Annotated in this window: 18 protein-coding genes; 8 read left to right on the top strand and 10 right to left on the bottom strand. The window is 58.8% G+C overall.

Going from position 1 to position 21,895, the window contains the following annotated elements:
• Both IEN85_RS17625 and IEN85_RS17620 read left to right on the top strand, forming a co-directional pair.
• Positions 1 to 417 carry a YeeE/YedE family protein gene (locus tag IEN85_RS17625; RefSeq protein WP_191618424.1) on the top strand — a complete coding sequence of 139 codons (417 nt, stop codon included), beginning with the start codon at positions 1 to 3 and terminating at the stop codon, positions 415 to 417.
• Positions 414 to 833 carry a DUF6691 family protein gene (locus IEN85_RS17620; protein ID WP_191618423.1) on the top strand — a complete coding sequence of 140 codons (420 nt, stop codon included), beginning with the start codon at positions 414 to 416 and terminating at the stop codon, positions 831 to 833. Before IEN85_RS17625 ends, IEN85_RS17620 begins: the two co-directional genes overlap by 4 nt.
• On the opposite strand, the gene IEN85_RS17615 is transcribed toward IEN85_RS17620, so the two are convergent.
• The 4 genes from IEN85_RS17615 to IEN85_RS17600 all read right to left on the bottom strand — a co-directional run bounded on the left by IEN85_RS17615 (position 817) and on the right by IEN85_RS17600 (position 3,966).
• On the bottom strand, positions 817 to 1,809 hold the full coding sequence (locus IEN85_RS17615) for a lipid A deacylase LpxR family protein (protein ID WP_191618422.1): 993 nt from the start codon (positions 1,807 to 1,809) through the stop codon (positions 817 to 819). The two genes, IEN85_RS17620 and IEN85_RS17615, sit on opposite strands and share 17 nt — an antisense overlap.
• A 118-nt stretch (positions 1,810 to 1,927) precedes the next feature.
• Entirely contained in the window at positions 1,928 to 2,446 is a 519-nt protein-coding gene (locus tag IEN85_RS17610) for an RNA polymerase sigma factor (RefSeq protein WP_191618421.1), read from the bottom strand.
• A gap of 449 nt (positions 2,447 to 2,895) precedes the next feature.
• Positions 2,896 to 3,387, bottom strand: coding sequence for a TlpA family protein disulfide reductase (locus tag IEN85_RS17605; protein ID WP_191618420.1), 492 nt, complete (start codon positions 3,385 to 3,387; stop codon positions 2,896 to 2,898).
• Positions 3,388 to 3,393: 6 nt separating this feature from the next.
• Positions 3,394 to 3,966, bottom strand: a complete 573-nt coding sequence (locus tag IEN85_RS17600) for a TetR/AcrR family transcriptional regulator (RefSeq protein WP_191618419.1) — start codon at positions 3,964 to 3,966, stop codon at positions 3,394 to 3,396.
• Between the two features lie 192 nt (positions 3,967 to 4,158).
• Between IEN85_RS17600 and IEN85_RS17595 the strand changes: the two genes are divergently transcribed.
• Positions 4,159 to 5,703 (top strand): arylsulfatase, encoded by a 1,545-nt coding sequence (locus IEN85_RS17595; protein WP_191618418.1) that lies wholly within the window; start codon positions 4,159 to 4,161, stop codon positions 5,701 to 5,703.
• A gap of 527 nt (positions 5,704 to 6,230) precedes the next feature.
• Here IEN85_RS17595 and IEN85_RS17590 read toward each other — a convergent pair.
• Together IEN85_RS17590 and IEN85_RS17585 are read right to left on the bottom strand one after the other, a co-directional pair.
• Positions 6,231 to 6,887, bottom strand: coding sequence for a redoxin domain-containing protein (locus IEN85_RS17590; protein WP_191618417.1), 657 nt, complete (start codon positions 6,885 to 6,887; stop codon positions 6,231 to 6,233).
• 127 nt (positions 6,888 to 7,014) lie between these two features.
• Positions 7,015 to 8,670 carry an ABC-F family ATP-binding cassette domain-containing protein gene (locus IEN85_RS17585; protein WP_191618416.1) on the bottom strand — a complete coding sequence of 552 codons (1,656 nt, stop codon included), beginning with the start codon at positions 8,668 to 8,670 and terminating at the stop codon, positions 7,015 to 7,017.
• 92 nt (positions 8,671 to 8,762) lie between these two features.
• On the opposite strand from IEN85_RS17585, the gene arfB reads away from it, so the two are divergent.
• The 3 genes from arfB to IEN85_RS17570 all read left to right on the top strand — a co-directional run bounded on the left by arfB (position 8,763) and on the right by IEN85_RS17570 (position 15,597).
• Positions 8,763 to 9,182: an alternative ribosome rescue aminoacyl-tRNA hydrolase ArfB gene (gene arfB / locus IEN85_RS17580; RefSeq protein WP_191618415.1), complete on the top strand. Its 420-nt coding sequence runs from the start codon at positions 8,763 to 8,765 to the stop codon at positions 9,180 to 9,182.
• A gap of 290 nt (positions 9,183 to 9,472) precedes the next feature.
• Entirely contained in the window at positions 9,473 to 14,068 is a 4,596-nt protein-coding gene (gltB, locus tag IEN85_RS17575) for a glutamate synthase large subunit (protein ID WP_191618414.1), read from the top strand.
• A gap of 38 nt (positions 14,069 to 14,106) precedes the next feature.
• Positions 14,107 to 15,597 (top strand): glutamate synthase subunit beta, encoded by a 1,491-nt coding sequence (locus tag IEN85_RS17570; RefSeq protein ID WP_191618413.1) that lies wholly within the window; start codon positions 14,107 to 14,109, stop codon positions 15,595 to 15,597.
• 221 nt (positions 15,598 to 15,818) lie between these two features.
• Here the strand turns inward: IEN85_RS17570 and IEN85_RS17565 are convergent, their stop codons facing one another.
• Positions 15,819 to 16,520 carry a GDSL-type esterase/lipase family protein gene (locus IEN85_RS17565; protein ID WP_191618412.1) on the bottom strand — a complete coding sequence of 234 codons (702 nt, stop codon included), beginning with the start codon at positions 16,518 to 16,520 and terminating at the stop codon, positions 15,819 to 15,821.
• A 140-nt stretch (positions 16,521 to 16,660) separates the two neighbouring features.
• Between IEN85_RS17565 and IEN85_RS17560 the strand changes: the two genes are divergently transcribed.
• Positions 16,661 to 17,212, top strand: a complete 552-nt coding sequence (locus IEN85_RS17560; protein ID WP_191618411.1) for an RNA polymerase sigma factor — start codon at positions 16,661 to 16,663, stop codon at positions 17,210 to 17,212.
• Entirely contained in the window at positions 17,209 to 17,580 is a 372-nt protein-coding gene (locus tag IEN85_RS17555) for a DUF6768 family protein (RefSeq protein ID WP_191618410.1), read from the top strand. The genes IEN85_RS17560 and IEN85_RS17555 overlap by 4 nt, the downstream gene beginning before the upstream one ends.
• A 238-nt stretch (positions 17,581 to 17,818) precedes the next feature.
• Here IEN85_RS17555 and IEN85_RS17550 read toward each other — a convergent pair whose 3' ends face one another.
• From IEN85_RS17550 to IEN85_RS17540, 3 genes are all read right to left on the bottom strand, one after another.
• Positions 17,819 to 19,312: a pyruvate carboxylase subunit B gene (locus IEN85_RS17550; protein ID WP_191618409.1), complete on the bottom strand. Its 1,494-nt coding sequence runs from the start codon at positions 19,310 to 19,312 to the stop codon at positions 17,819 to 17,821.
• A gap of 220 nt (positions 19,313 to 19,532) precedes the next feature.
• Positions 19,533 to 20,726, bottom strand: a complete 1,194-nt coding sequence (locus tag IEN85_RS17545; protein ID WP_191618408.1) for an ABC transporter permease — start codon at positions 20,724 to 20,726, stop codon at positions 19,533 to 19,535.
• An 88-nt stretch (positions 20,727 to 20,814) separates the two neighbouring features.
• On the bottom strand, positions 20,815 to 21,564 hold the full coding sequence (locus IEN85_RS17540; RefSeq protein ID WP_191618407.1) for an ATP-binding cassette domain-containing protein: 750 nt from the start codon (positions 21,562 to 21,564) through the stop codon (positions 20,815 to 20,817).
• Positions 21,565 to 21,895 lie beyond the last annotated feature (331 nt).

The raw sequence follows: 21,895 nt of genomic DNA, 5'->3' as shown, positions 1-21,895 counted from the left end.
ATGGACCAATACCTTAGCGCTCTGATGGGCGGAATTTTGCTAGGCGCGGCAGCTTTCTTCCTGAGGCTCGCTCTCGGCTTCCCTCTGGGGATTTCGGGTTTTCTTAGCAAAGCGTTGAGCTTCAAGCTTGAGGTGGCAGGCTGGCGTCTCAGTTTTTTGGCTGGCATGCTTGCAACGGCGGTCGCCTTGGCCGTGTTCAATCCGGCAAGTATCTCCGAGCCTTTGAGCGCGGACCTTTGGCTGATCGCGGTTGCGGCGTTGCTCGTTGGCGGTGGCGCGAGAATCGCGGGCGGCTGTACCAGCGGTCACAGTTTGTGCGGAATGGGTAGCCTTGATTTGGACTCGGTCGTGGCGACCTTGATCTTCATCGCCTCCGGCGCTCTGACGGTCTTTTTCATGGAAGGGTTCTTTGCATGAAACGAAATCTTTATGCGTTTTTAGCCGGGGCGGTTTTTGCGTTCGGATTGGCTCTCTCGGGAATGTCCCAGCCTTCGAAGGTGAGAGGGTTTCTCGACTTCTTTGGGGAGTGGGACATGACCTTGCTTTTCGTGCTTGGCCCTGCCGTCGGTATCTACGTATTGGGTACGCGACTTGCCGATAAGTTATCTCCCAAGCGCTTCGTTTGCGACTCGGAACCTGAGCGGATGGATACGCGATTCTTCGTCGGCTGCGTTCTGTTCGGGATCGGTTGGGGCATGGTTGGAATCTGCCCTGGCCCCTCGATCGTGATCTTAGGGCAAGGGACGCTTCCTGTCTTTCTCTTCTTCGGCTTCCTGCTGGTTGGCATCTTTTCGGCCGACAGGTTGCTGGAGCGCTTTAGCGGCGGAAAGTGAAGGAGAGCGATCCGAAGCTCTGCCCGCCGACCTGCTCGCGAAACTCTTCGCTACGATAGACCATCAGGAAGGATAGCTTGAATCCAGGTTTCGAATACGCGAATCCGGCTTCGGCTTCGTGTACCCATGGGTTGCGGGTGACGCTATGGCTCTTTCCGTTACGGTTTCCGTCGAGAAAAAGGTTCTGCGCGACGTAGCTGGATTTTCCGCCGAGGATCCAGTAGAACCGCTTCGGTCGCAGTTCTTGGGGAAGATGCCGGTACTTCGCTCTGCTGTCGACATATCGAGCGGGCGAACCAAGCCGATCGGGCGAAGGCCCGCCGAGCTGACGTTTGCCGAGGCGGATTTGGAAGCCTTGGCTGAGGCTGCTGTCGATGTTACCGAGGGAGACCCGAGTGTTTTCGGAGAACTGCAGGCTCCGTTCGTTGCCGAACTGCCAGGTGTATCGCGTCTTGTTGCGACTGCGCTCTAGGGCGTATCCAAATTCGTCCGACAGCTGGTTGTGCCAGCCAAGCGGCATACGGTCGTCTATGAGTTCGTGTACGGCGCGTTGAATGTCCTCGGCGAAGGAGCTCGGACCTACGAGACCCAAGGTAAGCTGCCAAGAGTGCGTTGAGTCCGCTGTGCTGCGATGCTGCCCGTAGCGAAGGTAGCTCCAGCCTGCGTAGGGACGGTCATCTTCCACCACGTTGATCGCGTCAAGGTCGTCGGGGGTGAAAATGAGCTGTCCCAAGGCGAGGGTGTTGTGAAAGCGGGCATTGTCGTCCGTTTTGCTCCACGGCTTGTAGGCGAATTCGAATTCGGTGCCGGCGGTGTAGCGGGAGTCGGTTCCGCCCGGAGCGTCGTTCTCCAAGCGCAGGGTGAAGGAGTCGATCTCTCGGCTCGCTTGGAGCGTCGATGCGAACAGGGCCGCTTGCAGGAAGACGGTTCCGCGCAGGAAATACCGCTTCATCAGCCTGACTGCGTTCTTAGTCATCTGAGTGATTCGTTTGGCCCGCTGAGGGGCGGAGCGAGTGTATAGGCAAGGCTCCGCCCCAGCAGCAGGATTTGCTGTTTCCTCTCCTAAAAAGAAGTGTGTTTGCCGTGCGGCGGCCTTAAACCGCTACTGCCAATTCGGCTTCTTGCTCGGCCGTGTCGTTGAACTCGGACTCGAAGTGCTTGTGCAGCTTCTTGCGAGCCCGATGCGTGTGGCTGAGGATGGTTCCGCGCGGCACGCCAGTGCGCTCCGCGATTTCGGAAGCGGTGTAGCCTTCGACTACGTTCATCCTGAGATAGGTGCGTTCGTTGTCGCTGAGCACGCTGAGCAGGGAGTCGATGTCGGTGTTGGCGCCGAAGCTTTGCTCGCGTCCAATGGCGAAGTCGCGGTCCTCGAGCGAGTCGAATTGCACGATCTTGGAGCGGCGTACGCCGTCGATGAAAAGGTTGCGGATCGCCCGGTAGAGCAGGCGGCGGTCGGTGACTTCGCCGTACTTCTGCACGAGCTTGAGCCAGGCTTGCTGGGCGAGGTCCTCGGCGTCGTGGCTGTTGCGCGTAAAGCCGTAGGCGTAGTTGCGGCCTTGGCGGATCAGCTCCGATGCGGCTTGGACGGGGGAGGACTCAATATTGGATTTCATGGCGATCTGAAAGGTTAGTGTTTGCTGTTGTAACACATAAAGCGACCGGTCGGTCGGTTTGATTGCCGATAGTTTCCGAATTCTGGAAAAAGTTCTAGGAAAAAGTTTGGTATGATCGGGATGCGAACGGATAAGGCTTTGATGATCAGAAGATAAAGTCCGGTTTGCGGGTTCTCTCCTAGGGGGATGGATTGCTAATCAGGAGCGCCGCGAGACTCAGGACCTCAAAATGCTTGGGGGTACAAAAAGCATCACCATATTGCGGGGAGACTCTCTCGAAGGTGGGGCTGGCGCTCGCGCCACGCCGCAACTTCCAAATCCTGCAACGCGGCGCGTCGCAAGCGACGGCCCCCACAGGTAATTAGCGATTCCACTGCTTTGGGTGATGAACCAAGAAAAGCGGCAACCGGATAGGGATGCCGCTGGGCGACTCTTTGAATTGGCCACTCCTAGTTGGCGGAGAGCAATTCCTCGAGCTTTTCCTCGGTGAGGTAGGCGGGGTGCCCTTTGTACAGCACGATGCCGTTGGGATCCATGAGGGCGACTTGAGGGATGCTGCGGATCTGGAAGAAGTCGGCCATGCGGTCCTGAGGGTCGATGGCGCTGTAGTATTCCATGCGAGGCGATTTCATGGACTCCACCTTTTGGCGCGACTCGCGGGAGACGCCTACGACGGTGAGCCGGTCCTGATAGGTGGCGTGCAGCTCGTTCATGTGAGGGATCGCTCGGATACAGGGCCCGCACCAAGTGGCCCAAAAGTCGATGAGCAAGTACTTGCCTTCTCGTTGGGGGGGCTCGGAAATCCATTCCGCAACCTCGAAAGCTGGGCCCGGCTTGCCGACGAACAGGTCGGCGTCGTTGGCGGGGCGGGGCTTGTTTTGCCAGTAGGCAAAGCCGACGAGGGCGACGACGAGCAAGAGGGAGGGGAGGGCTTTTTTCACGGCAGCCTATTCCGCAAGAATCTTTTCCACCTGCTTCTTGGCGATCTCGATGGGGCCGGTCTTGCAAAAGCTCTGGGCCGCGACGGTGGCTCCCTCGGAAAGCAGGTAGATGGCTCCGGCGCGTTGCTCGCGGTCGGCGTCGGAGGCGTTCGGTAGATGCTGGTCGACGAGGCTGCGTATGAAGGCCAGGAAGTCTTTCTTGTAGCCGCGGATGGCTTGTCGCATGGGGCAGCCGAGGTCCGGAGATTCGGCAAGCATGTTGAGCATGGCGCATCCGCGGTAGCTGCAGGCAGCGGCCCCTTTGGCCTGGTAGTCGAAAAGCGCGACCAGTTTGCGGGCCGGCTCGTCGCCGAATTGCTCGAGGTAGGCGTTGCGGCAGGCGATCCACTTTTCGCTGCCGCGGCGCAGCCATTCCAGGCCGAGCTCTTCCTTCGACTTAAAATGGCAATAGAAAGTCCCTTTGGCGATGTCAGCAGCTTCGATGATCTGCTTGATGCCAGTCACGTGGTAGCCTTGCTCGAAGAAGAGCTTGGAGGCGACCTCGATGATTTGGTTCTTTCTGTTGGTCTTTTCGGTCATGCGTGAAGCTTTTGGTTCTCTCGTGTCCGCGAGAGGCGGTCAAGTTCCATGTAGACTCCACGAGAATTGGGGCCGAATGACTGCGTGCGTGGGGCTCGGACGCCGCCGGAAGGGGGTTGCGCCCTGCTTCCAGGCTGGTTTGCTGGTAGGGCGATTTCCAACAGACCGCTATCCCCTTCATCCCATCCCTTCATGTCCTTCCTCAAAAATCTGCTGACTGTATTTGCCCTTTCATGCCTTTGCTTTGGCTCCAGCCTTTGGGCGGAGGAGAGGCCTAACATCGTTTTCGTCTTGGTCGACGACATGGGGTACTCGGACCTCGGCTGCTACGGAGGCGAGATTCAAACGCCCAACATCGATCGGCTGGCCGAGCGAGGCGTTCGTTTCTCCCAAATGTACAACACGGCGAAGTGCTTTCCATCGCGGGCTTGCTTGCTGACGGGAATTTACGCGCAGCAGAGCGGCATGGACAAGAAGCACGGTGAGATGAAGAACGCGGTCACGCTGGGCGAGGTCCTGCGTGAGGCCGGGTACCGTACGCTCGCCTCGGGCAAGCATCATGGAACGGAGAATCTTTACGACCGCGGTTTCGACCATTACTACGGCTTGCGAGACGGATGCTGCAATTTCTGGAATCCGGGCGAGCGGCGACCCGGCGAACCTGAGCCCGGTCGCAAGCGGGCCCGTCACTGGTGCATCGACGAGCAAACGTTCTATCCTTACACGCCGGAGGATCCTGACTTTTACGCGACCGATGCCTTTACGGATCGCGCCTTGGAGTGGTTGGAGGAACCGGAAACGCAGCAGAAGCCCTTCTTTCTCTACCTCGCTTACACGGCGCCTCACTACCCGCTGCATGCTTGGCCGGAGGATATCGCGAAGTACAAGGGCGTTTACGACGAGGGCTATCACGTCATCCAGCGGCGCCGTTACCAGCGGCAAGTGGAGATGGGCTTGGTCGATCCCGAGACGACGCCTTTCACCCAAGAGCCCAAGCCCGGGGCTTGGGAAACTCTGAGCCGTGACGAAAGAGCGAAGGAGGCGCAGCGCATGGAGATTTATGCGGCGATGCTGGATCGCGTGGACCAGAACATCGGGCGCTTGGTGGACAAGTTGCAGGCTCACGGACGGTTGGAAAACACCATCATCATGTTTGCGTCTGACAACGGCGGCTGCGCGGAGGGAACCGGAGCGGTCGTCTTTTCGGAGGATCCCAATGATGCCGGCACACTCGCCAGCTACGATACGGTAGGCGAGAATTGGGCGATCGTGCAGAACACCCCGTTTCGATTTTATAAGAACTACAGCCACGAAGGCGGGATCTGCACGCCTTTCATCGTTTCATGGCCTGACGGGATTAAGGAGAAGGGCGCGATGAACGACCAGGTTTCCCATTTCATAGACATTATGCCGACGCTCGTCGAAATAGGAGAGACGACGTATCCGAAAAGTTATTACGGAGAGAAAATCGTACCAATGCAGGGTGTCAGTTTGTTGCCGGCTTTCAGCGGCGGTAAGGTCGCGCGCCCTGAACCGCTTTTCTGGCAATGGAAGCAAGGAGGAGCGGTGCGGCTAGGAGACTTGAAAGCTGTTAAGTGGGGGCCTCAGTGGGAACTCTACGACCTGTCTAAGGATCGCAACGAAACGGAGAATCTAGCCGCGAGCCATGCCGAGGAACTGAGCGGTTTGGTCGCTCGCTGGGAGCAGTGGATGGCGAGTTTCGATCCGGAAGAGTGAGCGAATTGTCGCTCGCCGAAAAGAGGGAAACGAAAGTGGGTCGCTGCCTGCGTCTCTCGTTTTCGTCTCCCTCGCTTTGGTGGCGTTTTTAGGCGTATCCAAAATATGGAACGTCGAGTTCTAGCCGCGGAGCAGGTCTTGGATAGTGAGGTAGACGAGAGAGCTGAGAACGAGGACGGAATATACGATTACTGTGATCATGGTGTGTATGGTTTTAAGGTTGAACTGCGTTCGATTGAACGTGCTTACCTTTTATCATACCCCGCGCCAAAGCTGGTCGGCTTTACCTAAGTCGCTTTGACTCAATGAAATAAAAAACCGAGGAAAACTTCCTCGGTTTTGGCGGATGGGATACGTCCCATTTTTGGAACGGGTGAAATCCCGTTTGCGAAGCGTTGAGCGAACGAGCGCTCCTAGAGGCATGACATGGATCAAACGTAGTGCCGCGCATTAGCCGGCGGCCGCGCTGCAGGATCTGTCCTCAGCGGTCGCTGCGTCGCATGCGATGTTCGACCCGTGACAGAGAGCTAGGCTTCCTTGTGTTGGGAGATCAATTCCTGCAGGGCGCTGGCGCTGAGTCGCGCGGGGTGTCCTTTCCAGAGCACGGTGCCTTCGGGGCTCATGAGAACCATGTGGGGGATGCCGCGAATTTGGAAGAAGCTGGACATGCGGCCCTCGGGATCGATGGCGCTGTAGTAGTCCATTTTTGGAGACGACATGGATTCGACCTTGGCGCGGGATTCTCGGGAGAGGCCAACCAAGGTGACCTCTTCCTTGAAGGAGGCGTGCAGATCGTTGACGTGCGGGATGCTTTGGATACAGGGGCCGCACCAGGTGGCCCAGAAGTCGATGAGCAGGAACTTGCCTTCCATTTCCGGCTTTTCGGAGATCCATTCCTTTACGTGGAATTCGGGTCCGGGCTTGCCGATGAAGTCGGTCTCGCTGGGCGCGGCGGACGGGCCGCGAAACCGGATTTTTTCCAAGTCCACGTTCTTGCTCTTGAGGTCGGATACTAGTTTTTGGAATTTCTCTTCGTCGACCGGGAGTCCGGCTTCTTCCAGCTTGGCTCGAAGGGTCTCTTCGTAGGCTGGGTTGTCGGGCAGCATCGGATCGGCCATTAGGGTTTGGAGGCCGAGCATGGATGCGGCGGATATCACGCTTAACAGCAGGCGTTTCGTTTTCATAGGGTGTCGGGGTTGGATGTTGATTTAGATTCGGAAGGGTAGAACTGAGACGAGGAGATTGGTTCCTTGGTTAAGTAGCCGACAGGTAATCGCGTGACAAGCACGCTCCCACTTGTGAGAAGCGGGTTTACTGTGCTGTGGCGGCTTCGAGCTGGTCGAGGTGGTTGAGGTAGTCGCTGACGTTGCCGGGGAAGAGGGTGAGCCCGTCTTTGCGCACTTCGAGGACCTTGGTGGCGATGGGGTCAATGAAGGAGCGGTTGTGGGTGACGATGAGGTAGGCGCCGGTGTATTCCTTGAGGGCCTTTTGCAGGGCGTCCTGGGAGCGCATGTCCAAGTGGTTGGTCGGCTCGTCGAGGATGAGGAAGTTGGCGGGCTGGGCCAGCATCTTGGCCAAGGCGAGGCGGTTGCGTTCGCCGCCGGAGAGGACTTTTACCTTCTTGAAGACGTCGTCGCCGCGGAAGAGGAAGGTGCCGAGGATGCCGCGGATGGAGGTGCCGTTTTTGCCGGCGGAGACTTCCTCCATGGTTTCCAGCACGGTGAGGTTGGGGTCGAGCTCGTCGGCCTGATGCTGGGCGAAGTAGGAGAGCTGGGTGGCCCCGCCGAGCTCGCGTTCGCCGGACTGGAAAGGCTCCACGCCGGCGATGATCTTGGCGATGGTGGTCTTGCCGGCGCCGTTGACGCCAACGACTGCGATGCGGTCGCCGCGCTCGATGCGCAGGTCGGCGTCTTTGATGACTTGGTGTTCGCCGTAGGCCTTGCTGAGCTTGTCCAGCTTGATGACGGTTTGGCTGGAGTGAGGCGGCGGGGCGAAGGAGAAGGAGACCCAGTCTTCTTCCTTTTCGATGACGATGCGTTCGATCTTGTCGAGCTGCTTGATGCGGGACTGGGCTTGGCGGGCTTTGGAGGCCTTGGCCTTGAAGCGGTTGATGAACTGCTCGGCTTGGGCGATTTCCTTTTGCTGGCTCTTGAAGGCCTTGAGCTGGAGCTCCTTGCGCTCGGCGCTTTGGCGTTCGTAGACGCTGTAGTTTCCGCTGTAGGTATAGAGGTTGCCGAGGGAGAGCTCGAAGGTGCGGTTGCAAATCTCGTCGAGGAAGCCGCGGTCGTGCGAGATCATGAGCAGCGAGCCCTCGTAGGACTTGAGGTAGGTTTCCAGCCAGTGCTGGGAGGTGACGTCCAAGTGGTTGGTCGGTTCGTCGAGCAGCAGCAGCGAAGGTTGGGCGAGGATGAGCTTGGCGAGGGCGATGCGCATCTGCCAGCCGCCGGAGAATTCCTCGGTCTTGCGCTTCATGTCCTTGGTGGAGAAGCCGAGGCCGAGCAGGACGGACTCGATGCGGGAGGGCAGCTTGCCGACGTCGAGGTCTTCAAGGCGGTGCTCCCAGCTGCCGATGAGCTCGAGGGTTTCGTAGAATTCTTCGGAAGATGTATCCATTTCGTCGAGACGGGCTTCCGCTTCCTCGATCTTGGCCTTGAGGCCGAGGATGTCGGCGAAGGCGGTCTCGGTTTCCTCGAAAAGGGTTTTGCTGTGCATCTCGATGCCGTCCTGGGGGAGGTAGCCGAAGGTGACGTAGTTGGCCTTGTCTACCTTGCCGCTGTCGAATTCCTCCAGACCGCAGAGGACTTTGAGCAGGGTGCTCTTGCCGGCGCCGTTGCTGCCTACCAAGCCGATGCGGTCGTGGGAGGTTATGGTGGCGTTGATCTCCTTGTAGAGATAGCGTTCTCCGTACTGGAGGGTGATGTTTTGCAGAGCGATCATGGCGAGCGGCGTTGGCGAAATGGCGGCCACTTGTGCGTGAGAGCGGGTCGCCCGTCAATGACGGAGCGCGTGCAGCATTATTAGAGTGGCAAGTGGGAGCGCTCTTGGCGTAGCGTGGCGGGATGCTGCGTGTTTCGGCCAGAGTAGGGATCCCATTGCAGGAGATTGAGATAAAGGCGGTGCGTTCGCAGGGGTCCGGCGGCCAGCACGTGAACAAGGTTTCCACGGCGATCCAGCTTTTCTTCGATATCCGGGCCTCGTCCCTGCCGGAAGCCGTCAAAGCCCGCCTGCTGGAGCGAAAGGACCATCGGATCAACGAGGACGGCTTGGTAGTGATCAAGTCGCAGGAGTCGCGCTCGCAGGAGGCGAACAAGGAGGCGGCTTTGGCCCGCTTGAAGGAATTGGTGGCGGGAGCTCTGGTGGTCCCCAAGAAGCGGCGTCCCTCCAAGCCGACGCGGGCTGCCAAGGAGCGTCGCCTGAAGGGGAAAGCTATCCGCGGCAGGACCAAGAGCTTACGCGGCCGCCCCAGCTCCTCCGATTAATTTTGCCTTGAAAGCTCGCCCCGGAATGGCTCTTGTGCTCGCTCCCCGTAGGCTACGGTCCGCTGGGAAAGGCTCGTTTCGGTAAGATCCGCGCTCCGCCTCCGCGAAAATTGGGGGCATCCATATTTTGGCTTGTGGGAGCGGCCTTATCGAATAGAACTTTATATAACTATAATTTATAGTTTTTAACTCGCAGAACAACGACTACTAATAGTAGCCGTTTTTTTGTCGTGTTAACTCCACGTAATCAGCGACTTAGATTTTTTAGAGAACACCGAAATTTTAGGCATATGATCGATAACCAGGAAGAAAAGAAGGGGCTCTACTGCCCAGAATTGGAGCGCGATAGTTGTGGTATCGGTTTTGTGGCGAATTTGAAGGGCCGCAAGTCGCACGACGTGATCGAGAACGCGCTGGTGATGTTGACCAACATGGAGCACCGTGGCGGCACGGGCTACGACGTATGCTGTGGTGACGGCGCGGGTCTCTTGATCCAGGTTCCCCACGCCTTCCTCAAGGAAGACTTGGCCAAACGCGACATCAGCCTCCCCCAAGCCGGCGACTACGGCGTGGGCATGATTTTCTTCCCCAAGGACGAAGCGAAGCGCGAAGAGTGCCGCGAGCTGCTCAACCGCAACCTCGAAACCCTCGGCCTGGAGGTCATCTGCTACCGCGAGGTTCCTCGCGACAACTCCGGCCTCGGCCAGGCGTCCCTCGACACTGAGCCAAACGTGGAGCAAGTCTTCGTGGCCAAGCCCGAGGATCTCGACGCGGAAGGCTTCGAGCGCAAGCTGTACGTCGCTCGCAACTACTCGATCCACCTCGCTCGCGAAACCGTGAGCGGCATCGGCGACGACTTCTACATCATTTCGATGTCGGCTCGCACCATCACCTACAAGGGCCAGCTCACCACGGCTCAGGTGCGCGAGTACTACCTCGACCTGCAGAACGAGAAGGTGGTTTCCGCTTTGGCGATGTTCCACTCCCGCTTCTCGACCAACACTTTCCCGGCGTGGCGTTTGGCGCAGCCCTTCCGTTTTCTCTCCCACAACGGTGAGATCAACACGGTTCGCGGCAACATCAACTGGATGCGCGCTCGCGAAGTGCTGCTCGAGACCAGCAACTTCACCAAGGAGGAGCTCAAGATGCTCCACCCGATCTGCGACAGCCACATGTCCGACTCGGCCAACCTCGACATGGTGATCGAGCTGCTCGTGCTCAGCGGTCGTCCGCTCGCCCACGTCATGATGATGGCAATTCCAGAGGCGTGGCAGAAGCAAGAAGACATGGACCCCATCAAGCGTGCCTTCTACGAGTACCACTCCTGCATCATGGAGCCATGGGACGGTCCAGCCTCCATCTCTTTCACCGATGGCAACGTCATCGGCGCGACCCTCGACCGCAACGGTCTGCGTCCTTCCCGCTTCCTGGTTACCGACGACGACATGCTCGTCATGGGCTCCGAGACCGGCAGCTTGAAGGTCGACCAGTCCAAGGTCGTTCGCAAGGGACGCCTCCAGCCCGGCAAGATCTTTATCGCTGACCTCGCCCAAGGCCGCATCATTTCCGACGAAGAGGTCAAGCAGGACATCAGCTCCCGTCAGCCTTACGGCGAGTGGCTCAAGGATCACAAGATCACCCTTGAAGAGCTACCCGAGGCAGAGATTACGGTGACTCCCAAAAGCAAGTACAAGCTGCAAAACCGCCAGAAGGCCTTTGGCTACACCGAGGAAGATCTCAACCTCATTCTCGCCGGCATGGTGGGCACTGCCAAGGAACCGCTTGGCTCCATGGGTGCCGACAACCCGTTGGCTGTCCTTTCCGACAAGCCGCAGCACCTCTCCAACTACTTCAAGCAACTCTTCGCCCAGGTAACCAATCCTCCGATCGACCCGATCCGCGAAGAGATGGTCATGTCGCTGCAGAGCTACATCGGCGGTTCGGTCAATCTCCTCTCCGAGACGCCTCGCCATTGCCATAAGATCGAGATCCGCCAGCCCGTCCTCTCCAGCGAGGACCTGCTCAAGATCAAGTATATCGACCATGACCATTTTCAGGCTCGCGCTATCGACTGTACCTTCCCGGCCAACGGCAAGGAAGGCGCCCTCGAGCATGCCCTCGAACGCATTTGCCGCGATGCCGCGGACGCGGCCATCGAAGGCTATCAGATCATCATCCTTTCGCACCGCAGCATAGACAGCGACCACGCTCCCGTGCCTTCGCTGCTCGCGACCGGCGCCGTACACCACCACCTCATTCGCAAGGGTCTCCGCGCGGACGCGGAAATCGTGGTCGAAGCCGGTGACGTTTGGGAAACCCACCACGTTGCAACCCTCGTTGGTTACGGCGCGGCAGCGGTTAATCCTTACCTCGCCCTCGAAACCCTCGCCGCCCTGCGCGACGAAGGCGTAGTGGACGCGACATTCGACGACGAGACCCTCTACAAGCGTTACTGCAAGGCGGTGAACAGCGGTCTGCTCAAGATCTTCTCCAAGATGGGGATCTCGACCCTGCAGTCTTACCAAGGCGCCCAGATCTTCGAAGCGCTCGGCATCAACAAGAAGGTCATCGACAAGTACTTCGCCGGCACCGTTAGCCGTATCGAAGGTATCGGCATGGACCAAATCGCAGCGGAAGCGCTTGCCAAGCACCGCGCCGGTTTCCCGAAGGACAACGACATCTTCGACGAAGACGAGCTCGAGTCCGGCGGCAGCTACGCATGGCGTAAGGACGGAGAGCGTCACCTCTTCAACCCGACCACCATCCGCCTGCTCCAGCAAGCGACTGCGACCAACAACGTGGACGTCTTCCGCGAATACGCTCGCAACATCGACGACCAGTCCAAGGAAGCTTACACCTTGCGCGGCTTGATGAAGTTCAAGTCGGACCGCCGCAGCATCCCGCTCGACGAAGTCGAACCCGCAGAAAAGATCTTCAAGCGCTTCGCGACTGGAGCGATGTCCTTCGGATCGATCTCTTGGGAAGCGCACACCACGCTCGCGATCGCGATGAACCGTCTCGGCGGCAAGTCCAACTCCGGCGAAGGGGGCGAAGACCCAATCCGTTTCACGCCAGAGGCCAACGGCGACTCCATGCGTTCCGCTATCAAGCAGGTCGCTTCCGGACGTTTCGGCGTTAACTCCTACTACCTCACCAACGCGGACGAGCTGCAGATCAAGATGGCTCAGGGCGCGAAGCCAGGTGAAGGCGGTCAGCTGCCCGGCCACAAGGTCGACGCGTGGATCGGCAAGACGCGTGGCTCCACTCCAGGTGTGGGCCTCATTTCTCCACCGCCTCACCACGACATCTACTCGATCGAGGACTTGGCCCAGCTCATCTACGACTTGAAGAACGCCAACCGCGATGCGCGTATCAACGTGAAGCTCGTTTCCGAAGCGGGCGTTGGCACGATCGCTGCCGGTGTTTGCAAGGGATATGCGGACGTTGTATTGATCGCTGGATACGACGGTGGTACGGGCGCTTCGCCGCTCAGCTCCATCAAGCACGCTGGTCTTCCATGGGAACTCGGCCTTGCCGAAACCCACCAGACGCTCGTTCGCAACCGTCTCCGTAGCCGTATCGTCGTACAGACGGATGGTCAGCTCAAGACGCCTCGCGACTTGGCGATCGCTACGCTCCTCGGCGCGGAAGAATGGGGAAGCGCCACAGCGGCCCTCATCGTTGAAGGTTGTATCATGATGCGTAAGTGTCACTTGAATACATGTCCGGTCGGCGTTGCTACGCAGAACCGCGAGCTCCGCAGCCGTTACCGCGGCAAGGTTGAGCACGTTGTCAACTTCTTCACCATGATGGCTGAAGGTCTCCGCGAAATCATGGCTGAGCTCGGTTTCCGCACCGTTGACGAAATGGTCGGCCAGAGCCAGTGCCTCGAGTTCCGCGAAGACGTCGACCACTGGAAGTACAAGAACGTCGACCTCTCGCCGATCCTCTTCAAGCAGGAAGCCTACGAAGGCGACAGCTTGTACCAGACGATCGAGCAGAAGCACCTCATCCACGACATCATCGACCGCAAGCTCATCAAGGACGCGGCCGCTTCCTTGGCGGACTGCGAGCCGGTTAAGCTATCGTATGAGATTGTGAATACAGACCGTTCGGTGGGCGCCATGCTCTCCAACGAGATTTCCAAGATCTACAAGGGCGACGGTTTGCCGGAAGGCACCATCGACGTGAAGTTCCACGGCTCCGCTGGTCAGAGTTTCGGCGTATTCACCGCGAAGGGTGTTCGCTTCGAGCTTGAGGGCGACTCCAACGACTACTTCGGCAAGGGCCTCTCGGGCGGAACGCTGGTCGTCTACCCAGACAAGGCAGCTCCGTTCAAGGCGCGTGAAAACGTGATCATCGGTAACGTCGCTTTCTTCGGCGGTACGGATGGCCAAGCCTTCATCCGCGGTATGGCGGGCGAGCGCTTCTGCGTTCGTAACTCCGGCGTGACGGCGGTTGTGGAAGGCGTCGGCGATCACGGTTGTGAATACATGACCGGTGGCCGCGCGGTGATCCTCGGCGAAACGGGCCGTAACTTCGCAGCCGGTATGTCCGGCGGCGTGGCTTACGTTCTCGACCGCGACGGAAGCTTCCCAGCCAAGTGCAACATGGAGATGGTTCGCCTCGGCTCCGTCGAAAAGGAAGAGCACAAGGCGGAACTGAAGGGCCTCGTCGAGCGTCACCTCAAGGAAACCGATTCCGACGTAGCTCGCGAGCTGCTGGAAGATTGGGACGCCTCGCTGGCCAAGTTCGTTCTCGTGATGCCAACCGACTACGAGCGCATGCTCGAGCTCATGGACAAGGCCCGCGCCACGAACAAGTTCGATAACGAATACGACGTCGCGGTGGAAGCCTTCGACATGCACCTCGCCTCCATGGCATAACCCGAAGCTAACAAGACACCCGAAGGAGAATACAGACCATGGGAAAACCTACAGGATTTCTAGAACAAGACCGCCAGAACGCGACCGATCGTGACCCAATCCTTCGCCTCGGCGACTGGAACGAAGTGCACGAAGAAATGCCGGAAAACGAGATCAAGGCCCAGGCTGCTCGTTGTATGGATTGCGGTGTACCGTTTTGCCACGCAGGCGATTCGCAGCACTTCACCGGCATCGCTGGCTGCCCCGTCAACAACCTGATCCCCGAGTGGAATCACTTGGTGTACAAGGGCCGTTGGAAGGACGCTTTCGGGCGTCTCATGAAGACCAACAACTTCCCCGAGTTCACCGGCCGCGTTTGTCCGGCTCCGTGTGAAAGCTCGTGCGTGCTCGGCATCAACCAGAAGCCGGTCACCATCAAGCACCACGAAGTTTCCATTATCGACCGTGCTTTCGAAATGGGTTGGGTGGAAGCCAAGCCGCCAGCCAAGCGCACAGGCAAGAAGGTGGCCGTAGTTGGTTCCGGTCCTGCAGGCCTCGCTTGCGCTGACCAGCTGAACCAAGCGGGTCACACGGTTGTCGTTTACGAGCGTGCCGATCGTCCGGGCGGACTTCTCATGTACGGCATCCCGAACATGAAGCTCGAGAAGGACGTGGTCCTGCGCCGCATCAAGTTGCTGGAAGACGAAGGTATCCAATTCCGTTGCGGAGTGGAGATCGGCAAGGACATCACCGCGACTCGCCTGAAGGACGACTACGATTCCGTGGTCATCTGTACGGGCGCCACCAAGCCACGTGACCTTCCCGTTCCCGGCCGCGAGCTCAAGGGCGTTCACTTCGCCATGGAGTTCCTCGGAGCAAACACCAAGAGCTTGCTCGATTCCAAGCACGCCGACGGCAACTACATTTCCGCCAAGGGCAAGAACGTCGTCGTCATCGGCGGCGGTGACACCGGTACTGACTGTGTGGGTACGTCCCTACGCCACGAGTGCGAGAGCGTTATCCAGCTCGAAATCATGCCTCGCCCCAGCGAAGAACGCGCTCCTGGCAACGAGTGGCCGCAGTACGCACGCGTGCTCAAGGTCGACTACGGCCAAGAAGAAGCGATCGCCAAGCAAGGCGAAGATCCTCGCCAGTACTTGGTCATGACCAAGGAATTCCTCGGTGACGCAGACGGCAACCTCCGCGCTCTCAAGACGGTAGAAGTCGAGTGGAAGAAGAATCCAGAAGGACGCTTCATCCCGGCTGAAGTTCCCGGTAGCGAAAAGGAAGTGCCAGCTCAGCTCGCTCTTCTCGCCATGGGCTTCCTCGGACCAGAGCAAACCATCATCGAGCAGCTCGGCGTCGAAACCGACGAGCGCAGCAACGCCAAGGCAGCTTACGGCAAGTACGCCACCAGCGTCGACGGCATCTTCGCAGCGGGTGACGCCCGTCGCGGTCAGAGCCTCATCGTTTGGGCGATCAACGAAGGTCGCGGCGCGGCACGCGCGGTGGACATGCACCTCATGGGCGAAACCACGCTCCCGCTCTAAGCGAGCAACGCGAAGGTTTACAAACTTCAAAAGGCGTATCGATTTGTTCGATACGCTTTTTGTGGTTGTGGGAAGCGACCTTGCGTCGCGATTGATCAGGCAGGAAATCGCGACGCAAGGTCGCTTCCCACAGGAGCTTTTATTTGTAGGGCCGTCGCTTGCGACGCGCCGCATTGCAGGATTTGGAAGTTGCGGCGTGGCGCGAGCGCCAGCCCTACGCGTTACTCTTTCTCGTGTGCCCGTTCCAAGGGTACGATCACGTTGCGGATGGCTCGAGCCCAGACGTCGTAGCCGGCTTGGTTGAGGTGTACGCCGTCTTCCACGTAGTAGTCGGCGATCAGCTCTCCTTGCGGGCCGAGCAGGGGTGTCATGACGTCTACGAAGACGAAGCGCGGGTCCTGCAGGCAGAGGGTCTCGATGATGGAGTTGGCCTTGAGCGAGTCGGCCAGCACGCCCGCCCGTTTGGTGCTGGGCTTGATGGAGATGACGTAGATGCGGATGGCGGGATCTTGCTCGTGTACCTTCGTCGCGAAGGTGAGGAAGTCGCGGGCAACTTCGAAGGGGGTCATGCCGCTGTTGATGTCGTTGTCGCCTTCGTAGAGCAGGATGGCTCGCGGATTGTAAGGGGCGACGAGGGAGTCGAAGTGAGCGATGGCGTCCTTGAACTTGCTGCCGCCGAAGCCGAGCTTCACGAGGGAGAGCGGGGCGAGGTCTGCATCCATGCGGTCGGCCCACATGCGCATGGAGGAGCTGCCGATGCAGAGGATGGAGCCGTCGGCGGGCGGCGATTCCTGGCGGCGGGTTTCGAAGGCGGCGATCTCTTTAGCGAAGGGGAGCGGTTCCGCGGTTGCCTTCCAGCTTGGCAGGGCTATGAGGGTGGAAACTGCGAGAATCGCTGTAGCGAGGGTAGGGATGCGTAGCATAGGGTTGGTTCTTGGGGTTATCGATCTCTGCAAGGCTTGCGCATGCGAGGCGGTTTGTCGTTTCAAAACTATTTAGTCAGGCTTAGAACACTTTTTCCGAACCTAAAAGGGGTTTGTTGCGACTTTTAGGGCAACGGACCATGCAGCGAGACGCGAAACAGGTATTGACGGAGTTGCTCGTCCTCAAAGCCCAAGGAGGCGAGGAGGAAGCCTTTTCCGAACTCTACGAGCTTTGGAAGTTGGATCTTTTCCGCTTGATCCGATTCGCGGTTAGGGACGGACAAGCGGCGGAAGAGATCGCCCAGGAGACATGGATCTCCATCGCCAAGGCTTTGCGGGGGGTGGAAGATCCCTCGGCTTTTCGCGCCTGGGCTTTGAGGATCGCTCGTCGCCGCAGCGTGGATTGGATACGCAAGCAGGAGAGCGAGCGATGGGTGCGTCGAAAGTTGGAAGCAGAACGGCCTTCCGCCGCGGATCCTCCAACTGCGGATTCAGCGGAATCCGCGGCTCTTTCGGAGGCGATCCAAAAGTTGGATACGGACTCTCGATTGTTGATCCATTTGTTTTACGAGACAGGACTGACCGTCGAGGAGGTTGGCTTAGCTCTTGAATTGCCTGCGGGCACCGTGAAGTCGCGACTCTTCGCTCTTCGCGAAAAACTTAAACGAGAAATTGAAAGGACACTGAAATGAATGACTTGGACGAAAAGATTAGGAAAGCTCTTGCCGGTACGCGCGAGGGCGAGGAGCTCTTCGTGGAGCAGGGCTTGATGGCCGAGGCGGTGGCGCCGTTTCGCGGCAAGCGTCGCTGGGTGAATGTGGTGGGGCTTTGCTATGGCTTTGCCGGCTTTGCTATCGCCCTTTGGGGCGGGGTGCGCTTCTTCGAGGCGGAAGATACGCGAGCGCAGATCCTATGGGCGGTGGTGTGCTTGATCGGTATTTTGCTGAACGCCTTCCTGAAGGTTTTCTTCTGGATGGAGATGCACACGAATCGCGTCTTGCGGGAAGTGAAACGGGTAGAGTTGCTGTTGGTGAAGAAACGGTCGGAGAGGCAGGGGTAAAGCGCCGACCCTATAATAAGGGGTCAGTTGGTGATGATACTTTTGGCAGGCTCTTGCACTGCGGACCGGGTGGTGCCGAGCGAAGCGACACGTTCACCGGTCCCTCCTGAGCGAGTAAAAATGGAGGGACGACCTCCGTGTCGTCCGTGCTGCAGGAGCAATTTCACTGCATTTGCGGATGACCTTACAAAAAGGCCCGCTCGCGAGCGGGCCTTGGGGAGGTGTATTGGAAAAATGATTACATTTCTTCGACGGCGACGCTGTACTTCTTGCCTTCGACCGCGATGTTGTAGCGGCGGGCGGATGCGCTGAGTTCGATAGTTTCGCGTTTTTGAGGAGCGGGTGCTGCAGGGGAGGCCGCAGCCGCTTGCGAAGCCGCGGTAGCGGTGGGCTTGTCCTTGCTTTTGTAATACGCGTCGAGCTCTTGCGGGAACATGGCTTGGATGACGCAGTGCTCGTCGTCGGTGGGTAGGTTCTTGGCTGCCAGGGCTTTTCTCAATGCGTCCATGCCGGGGTCCTTGAGGTCGGCGGGGCGAACGGTGATGGGGTCTTTGCCGGACTTTTGGGCGGCGATCTTCTGTACCTCGGGATCGACGGGCGCGGGGGTGCGGCCGTAGTAGCCGAGGGCGATGTCGGTGGCTTGGGGAGAGAAGTTCTTCCAGCGGCCGAACTTGACGTTGAGCATGGCTTGCACGCCCACGATTTGGGAAGTGGGGGTGACGAGCGGGATCCAGCCGAGGGCCTTGCGCACGACGGGGATTTCTTTGAAGACGTCCTCGAACTTGTCTTCCATCTTCTGCTCTTTGAGCTGGTTGCGGAAGTTGGAGAGCATGCCACCGGGGACCTGGTACTTGAGAGCGTCCGAGTCGACGCGCTCGTTGGAGAAACTGGTGAAGTCCTTGAGCTCCTCGTAGACCTTGGTGAAGTGTTCTCGCAGGAACTGAAGGGCGTCGAGGTCGTACTTGGGGCAGCGCGGGTGGTTTTCCAGCAGGGAGAGCATGCGGGCTGTATCCGGTTGGCCAGTACCGTTGGCGAAGGGGATAATGGAGGTGTCGATGTAGTCGACTCCGGCTTCGACGCCGGCGTAGTAAGTGGTGGCTCCCAGTCCGGCGGTGTCGTGGGTGTGCAGGACGACGGGGATTTTGACGCGGTCCTTGAGTCCCTTGATGATGTCGTAGGCTTGCTGCGGCGGTACGAGTCCGGCCATGTCCTTTAAGCAAAGGGAGGCGCAGCCGGCTTCTTCGAGCTCTTGGCCCAGCTTGACGAAGGCTTCGGTGTTGTGAACGGGTGAGGTCGTGTAGCAGATGACGCCTTGGGCTTCCTTGCCGGCGGCCTTGGCTGCCTTGATGGCGGTGCCCATGTTGCGCGGGTCGTTGAGGGCGTCGAAGATGCGGAAGATGTCCATGCCGTGCTTGGCGGACGTCTTGATGAAGGTTTCCACGATGTCGTCGGGGAAGTGGGCGTACTGGACGATGTTTTGCCCGCGCAGCAGCATCATGTGCTTGGACTTGGTGCGGGAGCGGATGGCGTCGAGCCGGTCGAAGGGGAACTCTTTGAGGAAGCGAAGTCCGGCGTCGATGGTGGCTCCGCCCCAGGTTTCGAGGCAGCCGAAGCCTAGGCCGTCGAGGACTTCGAGGGCGGGGAGCATTTGCTCGGTGCGCATGCGGGTGGCCGCGAGGGATTGGTGCCCGTCGCGCAGGACGGTGTTGTTGAATATGACTGGTTTGCTCATGGCTGCTGGGGGTCTTCGGAAACGCTTTCGATTAGAAATTGTTTAAGCGTGGAGAAGCGTAAGCTCTAAGAGTGTAATTGCAAATTCTTATTCTAAGAAATGTCAGAATAAGGTAGGCTTATTAAAAGCATGAGCGTTGGAAACCGCCCGCTTCGCTCGAGATCGCAGAGGGGTGGAATTCTGGCCTTCTTGCAGTGCGGTCGCCGGCTAAAGCTCGGCGCTACGAGCGGAAGAGAATGGTTTCGCGTTGGAAGAAGGAGGCGACGAGGCGGATGGAGATCCAGGCGTAGGCGAGGGAGCTGCCGAGGGTAACGCTGAAGAATGGCAGGTTGAAGGCGTCGCTGAGAAGCTGCTTCATGGAGAGGGCGATATTCAGTACGGGGATGAAGCCGACGTAGAGGGGGCTTTCCGCGTCGAAGACGAAGGAGAGGGCGGCGGGAAAGAGGAAGATGACGATGAAGGGGAAGATGTAGGCTTGGGCTTCCTTGGGGTTGCGGGCGAAGGTGGAGACCAGCAGGAGGGCGGCGGAGCTGAGCAGGGCCAGCGGGACGACGATGGCCACGAGTGCTGCGAGGTTGAGGTAAGAGATTGAGAAGGCTTCGCCGAAGAGGCTGGTGACGATTTGCTGGCCGAAACTGATGGCGGCCACGATGCCGAGAATGGAACAGATGGCGGAGAGGAGGCTGACTACGAAGATGGTATAGAGCTTCCCGCGCACGATGTCGCTGCGGGAGGCGGGGGAGACGAGCAAGGTCTCCATGGTGCCGCGTTCCTTTTCGCCGGCGCAAAGGTCGAAGGCGGTGTTGAGGCCTCCGAAGGCGGCTCCCATGATGACGATGTAGGGCAGGAAGATGGAGAGCACGAAGCCGGAAACGGCAGTGTCCTCGGCGATGTTGGTGGAGGTGACGTGAGTGGGCTTGATGAAGCTTTCTTCAAGTTGGGCGGAATCGAGGCGGGCCTTGATTTGCTCCGCGTTGAAGTCGTTGAGGATGCCTCGCAGGCGGCCGTTGGCGTTGCTGGAGTTTTCGTTGGCTTGGTCGTAGAGGATTTCTATGGGGGCGGTGCCGTGGCTCTGGAAGACTTCGCGGGCGTTTTGGGGAATGACGACGACGGCTCGGGTTTCGAAGGATTGGATAGCTGCGATCGCGCTTTCGCGGCTATCGAATCGGGTGACTTCAATGGTTTCGTTCGCTTCGATGGCATCGGTGAGTTCGGGGAACTCCGCTTCTTGGTAGATGCCGACCTCCAGGGTGGCGTTTTGTTTTTCCACTGCCTTTTTGCTGCCGAAGAACATGACGGCTCCCATGAGGGCGGGGGTGAGCAGCAGGGGGGAGACGATGACGCCGAGGATGACCCGCTTGTCGCGCAGGGTTTCGCGGAGCTCCTTGAGGAAAATGACTTTGGTGAGGGACATTCGAGTTATGAAATGTGGAGGGTGAAGGCTGTTGGGATCGCGTTGGATGGGGAGCGCTGGACTAGCGGACGCTACCCTCTTGCGGGGGCTACCTTTGGGCGTCGTCGAGTTGGTGGGCGATTTTAAGGAAGGCGTTTTCGAGGACCTGTTCGCCGGTTTGCTGTTTGATTTCGGATACGGTGCCTTCGGTGGCGATTTTGCCATGGTGCACGATGGCGACTTGGTCGCAGAGGCGTTCCACTTCGCTCATGATGTGGGTGGAGAAGACGACGGTAAGCCCCTCGTCGCGACACTGCTCGATGAAGCTCATGATGGTTTGGGAGGTCATGACGTCGAGGCCGGTGGTGGGCTCGTCGAAGATCATGACGGGCGGGCGGTGGATAATGGAACGGGCGATGGAGACGCGTTGCTTCTGTCCGGTGGAAAGCTTGTCGCAGCGCCCGTTCTGGTATTCTCCGATTTCCAATTGCTCGATCAGCTCGTTCACCCGAACTCTGAGGGCGGCGCCGTCGATACCGTTGAGGCGACCGAAGTATTCGAGCATTTCGCGGGCGGTGAGGCGGCCGTAGAGAGCGGTGCCGTTGGAGAGGAAGCCGATGGAGCGGCGCACGTCTTCGGGCTGTTTGACGGCGTCGAAGCCGGCGACGGTGGCCGAGCCTTGGGTCGGCTCCAGGAGGGTGCCCAGCATGCGCAGGGTCGTGGTCTTGCCGGCGCCGTTGGCTCCGAGCAATCCGAAGATCTGGCCCGGCTGGCAGGTGAAGGATACGCGGTCGACGGCCCGCACGAGTCCGCGTTTTCGGTCGCGGAAGGTTTTGGTGAGCTTTTTTGCTTCTATCACGGCTGAGGGAGCTGGAAGAGGTGAGGAAGGGTGCTAGTGAAAGGCATGGGATGAGGCTTGGAAATGGTTTTTGCCCAGAACTTAGCAGCTAAATGTTACCTATCGGTGACCGCGGGGGGAAATGGTGCGGTTTTTCGGCGAAAACTGAAATGGGAGCCAGGTCGCGCTGTGGAGCTCCTCTACGGCGTTTCTATGAGGTGAGCGGCCATGGGGCGTGAGCGCTTTTCTCCATGCCTTCGGCGGAATTGCCTAAAGGCTTGGCGTTGGAAGCCGTTGTTTAGAGGCCCGCTTGTTGGATTCGGGATTTTTGTAACGTAGATATTGTTCCTAC

The sequence above is a fragment of the Pelagicoccus enzymogenes genome (genome assembly GCF_014803405.1).
Taxonomy (GTDB): Bacteria; Verrucomicrobiota; Verrucomicrobiia; order Opitutales; family Opitutaceae; genus Pelagicoccus; species Pelagicoccus enzymogenes.
Note: the sequence above shows the minus strand (reverse complement) of the source record. Positions and strands in the feature narration are given on the sequence as shown.

Excerpts from the sequence above, each read along its gene's own strand:
- IEN85_RS17610 (WP_191618421.1), bottom strand. The coding sequence starts at position 2,446 with ATGAAATCCAATATTGAGTCCTCCCCCGTCCAAGCCGCATCGGAGCTG.
- IEN85_RS17565 (WP_191618412.1), bottom strand. The coding sequence starts at position 16,520 with ATGCTACGCATCCCTACCCTCGCTACAGCGATTCTCGCAGTTTCCACC.
- gltB (WP_191618414.1), top strand. The coding sequence starts at position 9,473 with ATGATCGATAACCAGGAAGAAAAGAAGGGGCTCTACTGCCCAGAATTG.
- IEN85_RS17625 (WP_191618424.1), top strand. The coding sequence starts at position 1 with ATGGACCAATACCTTAGCGCTCTGATGGGCGGAATTTTGCTAGGCGCG.
- IEN85_RS17545 (WP_191618408.1), bottom strand. The coding sequence starts at position 20,726 with ATGTCCCTCACCAAAGTCATTTTCCTCAAGGAGCTCCGCGAAACCCTG.
- IEN85_RS17555 (WP_191618410.1), top strand. The coding sequence starts at position 17,209 with ATGAATGACTTGGACGAAAAGATTAGGAAAGCTCTTGCCGGTACGCGC.
- IEN85_RS17560 (WP_191618411.1), top strand. The coding sequence starts at position 16,661 with ATGCAGCGAGACGCGAAACAGGTATTGACGGAGTTGCTCGTCCTCAAA.
- IEN85_RS17550 (WP_191618409.1), bottom strand. The coding sequence starts at position 19,312 with ATGAGCAAACCAGTCATATTCAACAACACCGTCCTGCGCGACGGGCAC.
- IEN85_RS17595 (WP_191618418.1), top strand. The coding sequence starts at position 4,159 with ATGTCCTTCCTCAAAAATCTGCTGACTGTATTTGCCCTTTCATGCCTT.
- arfB (WP_191618415.1), top strand. The coding sequence starts at position 8,763 with ATGCTGCGTGTTTCGGCCAGAGTAGGGATCCCATTGCAGGAGATTGAG.
- IEN85_RS17615 (WP_191618422.1), bottom strand. The coding sequence starts at position 1,809 with ATGACTAAGAACGCAGTCAGGCTGATGAAGCGGTATTTCCTGCGCGGA.
- IEN85_RS17590 (WP_191618417.1), bottom strand. The coding sequence starts at position 6,887 with ATGAAAACGAAACGCCTGCTGTTAAGCGTGATATCCGCCGCATCCATG.
- IEN85_RS17600 (WP_191618419.1), bottom strand. The coding sequence starts at position 3,966 with ATGACCGAAAAGACCAACAGAAAGAACCAAATCATCGAGGTCGCCTCC.
- IEN85_RS17570 (WP_191618413.1), top strand. The coding sequence starts at position 14,107 with ATGGGAAAACCTACAGGATTTCTAGAACAAGACCGCCAGAACGCGACC.
- IEN85_RS17620 (WP_191618423.1), top strand. The coding sequence starts at position 414 with ATGAAACGAAATCTTTATGCGTTTTTAGCCGGGGCGGTTTTTGCGTTC.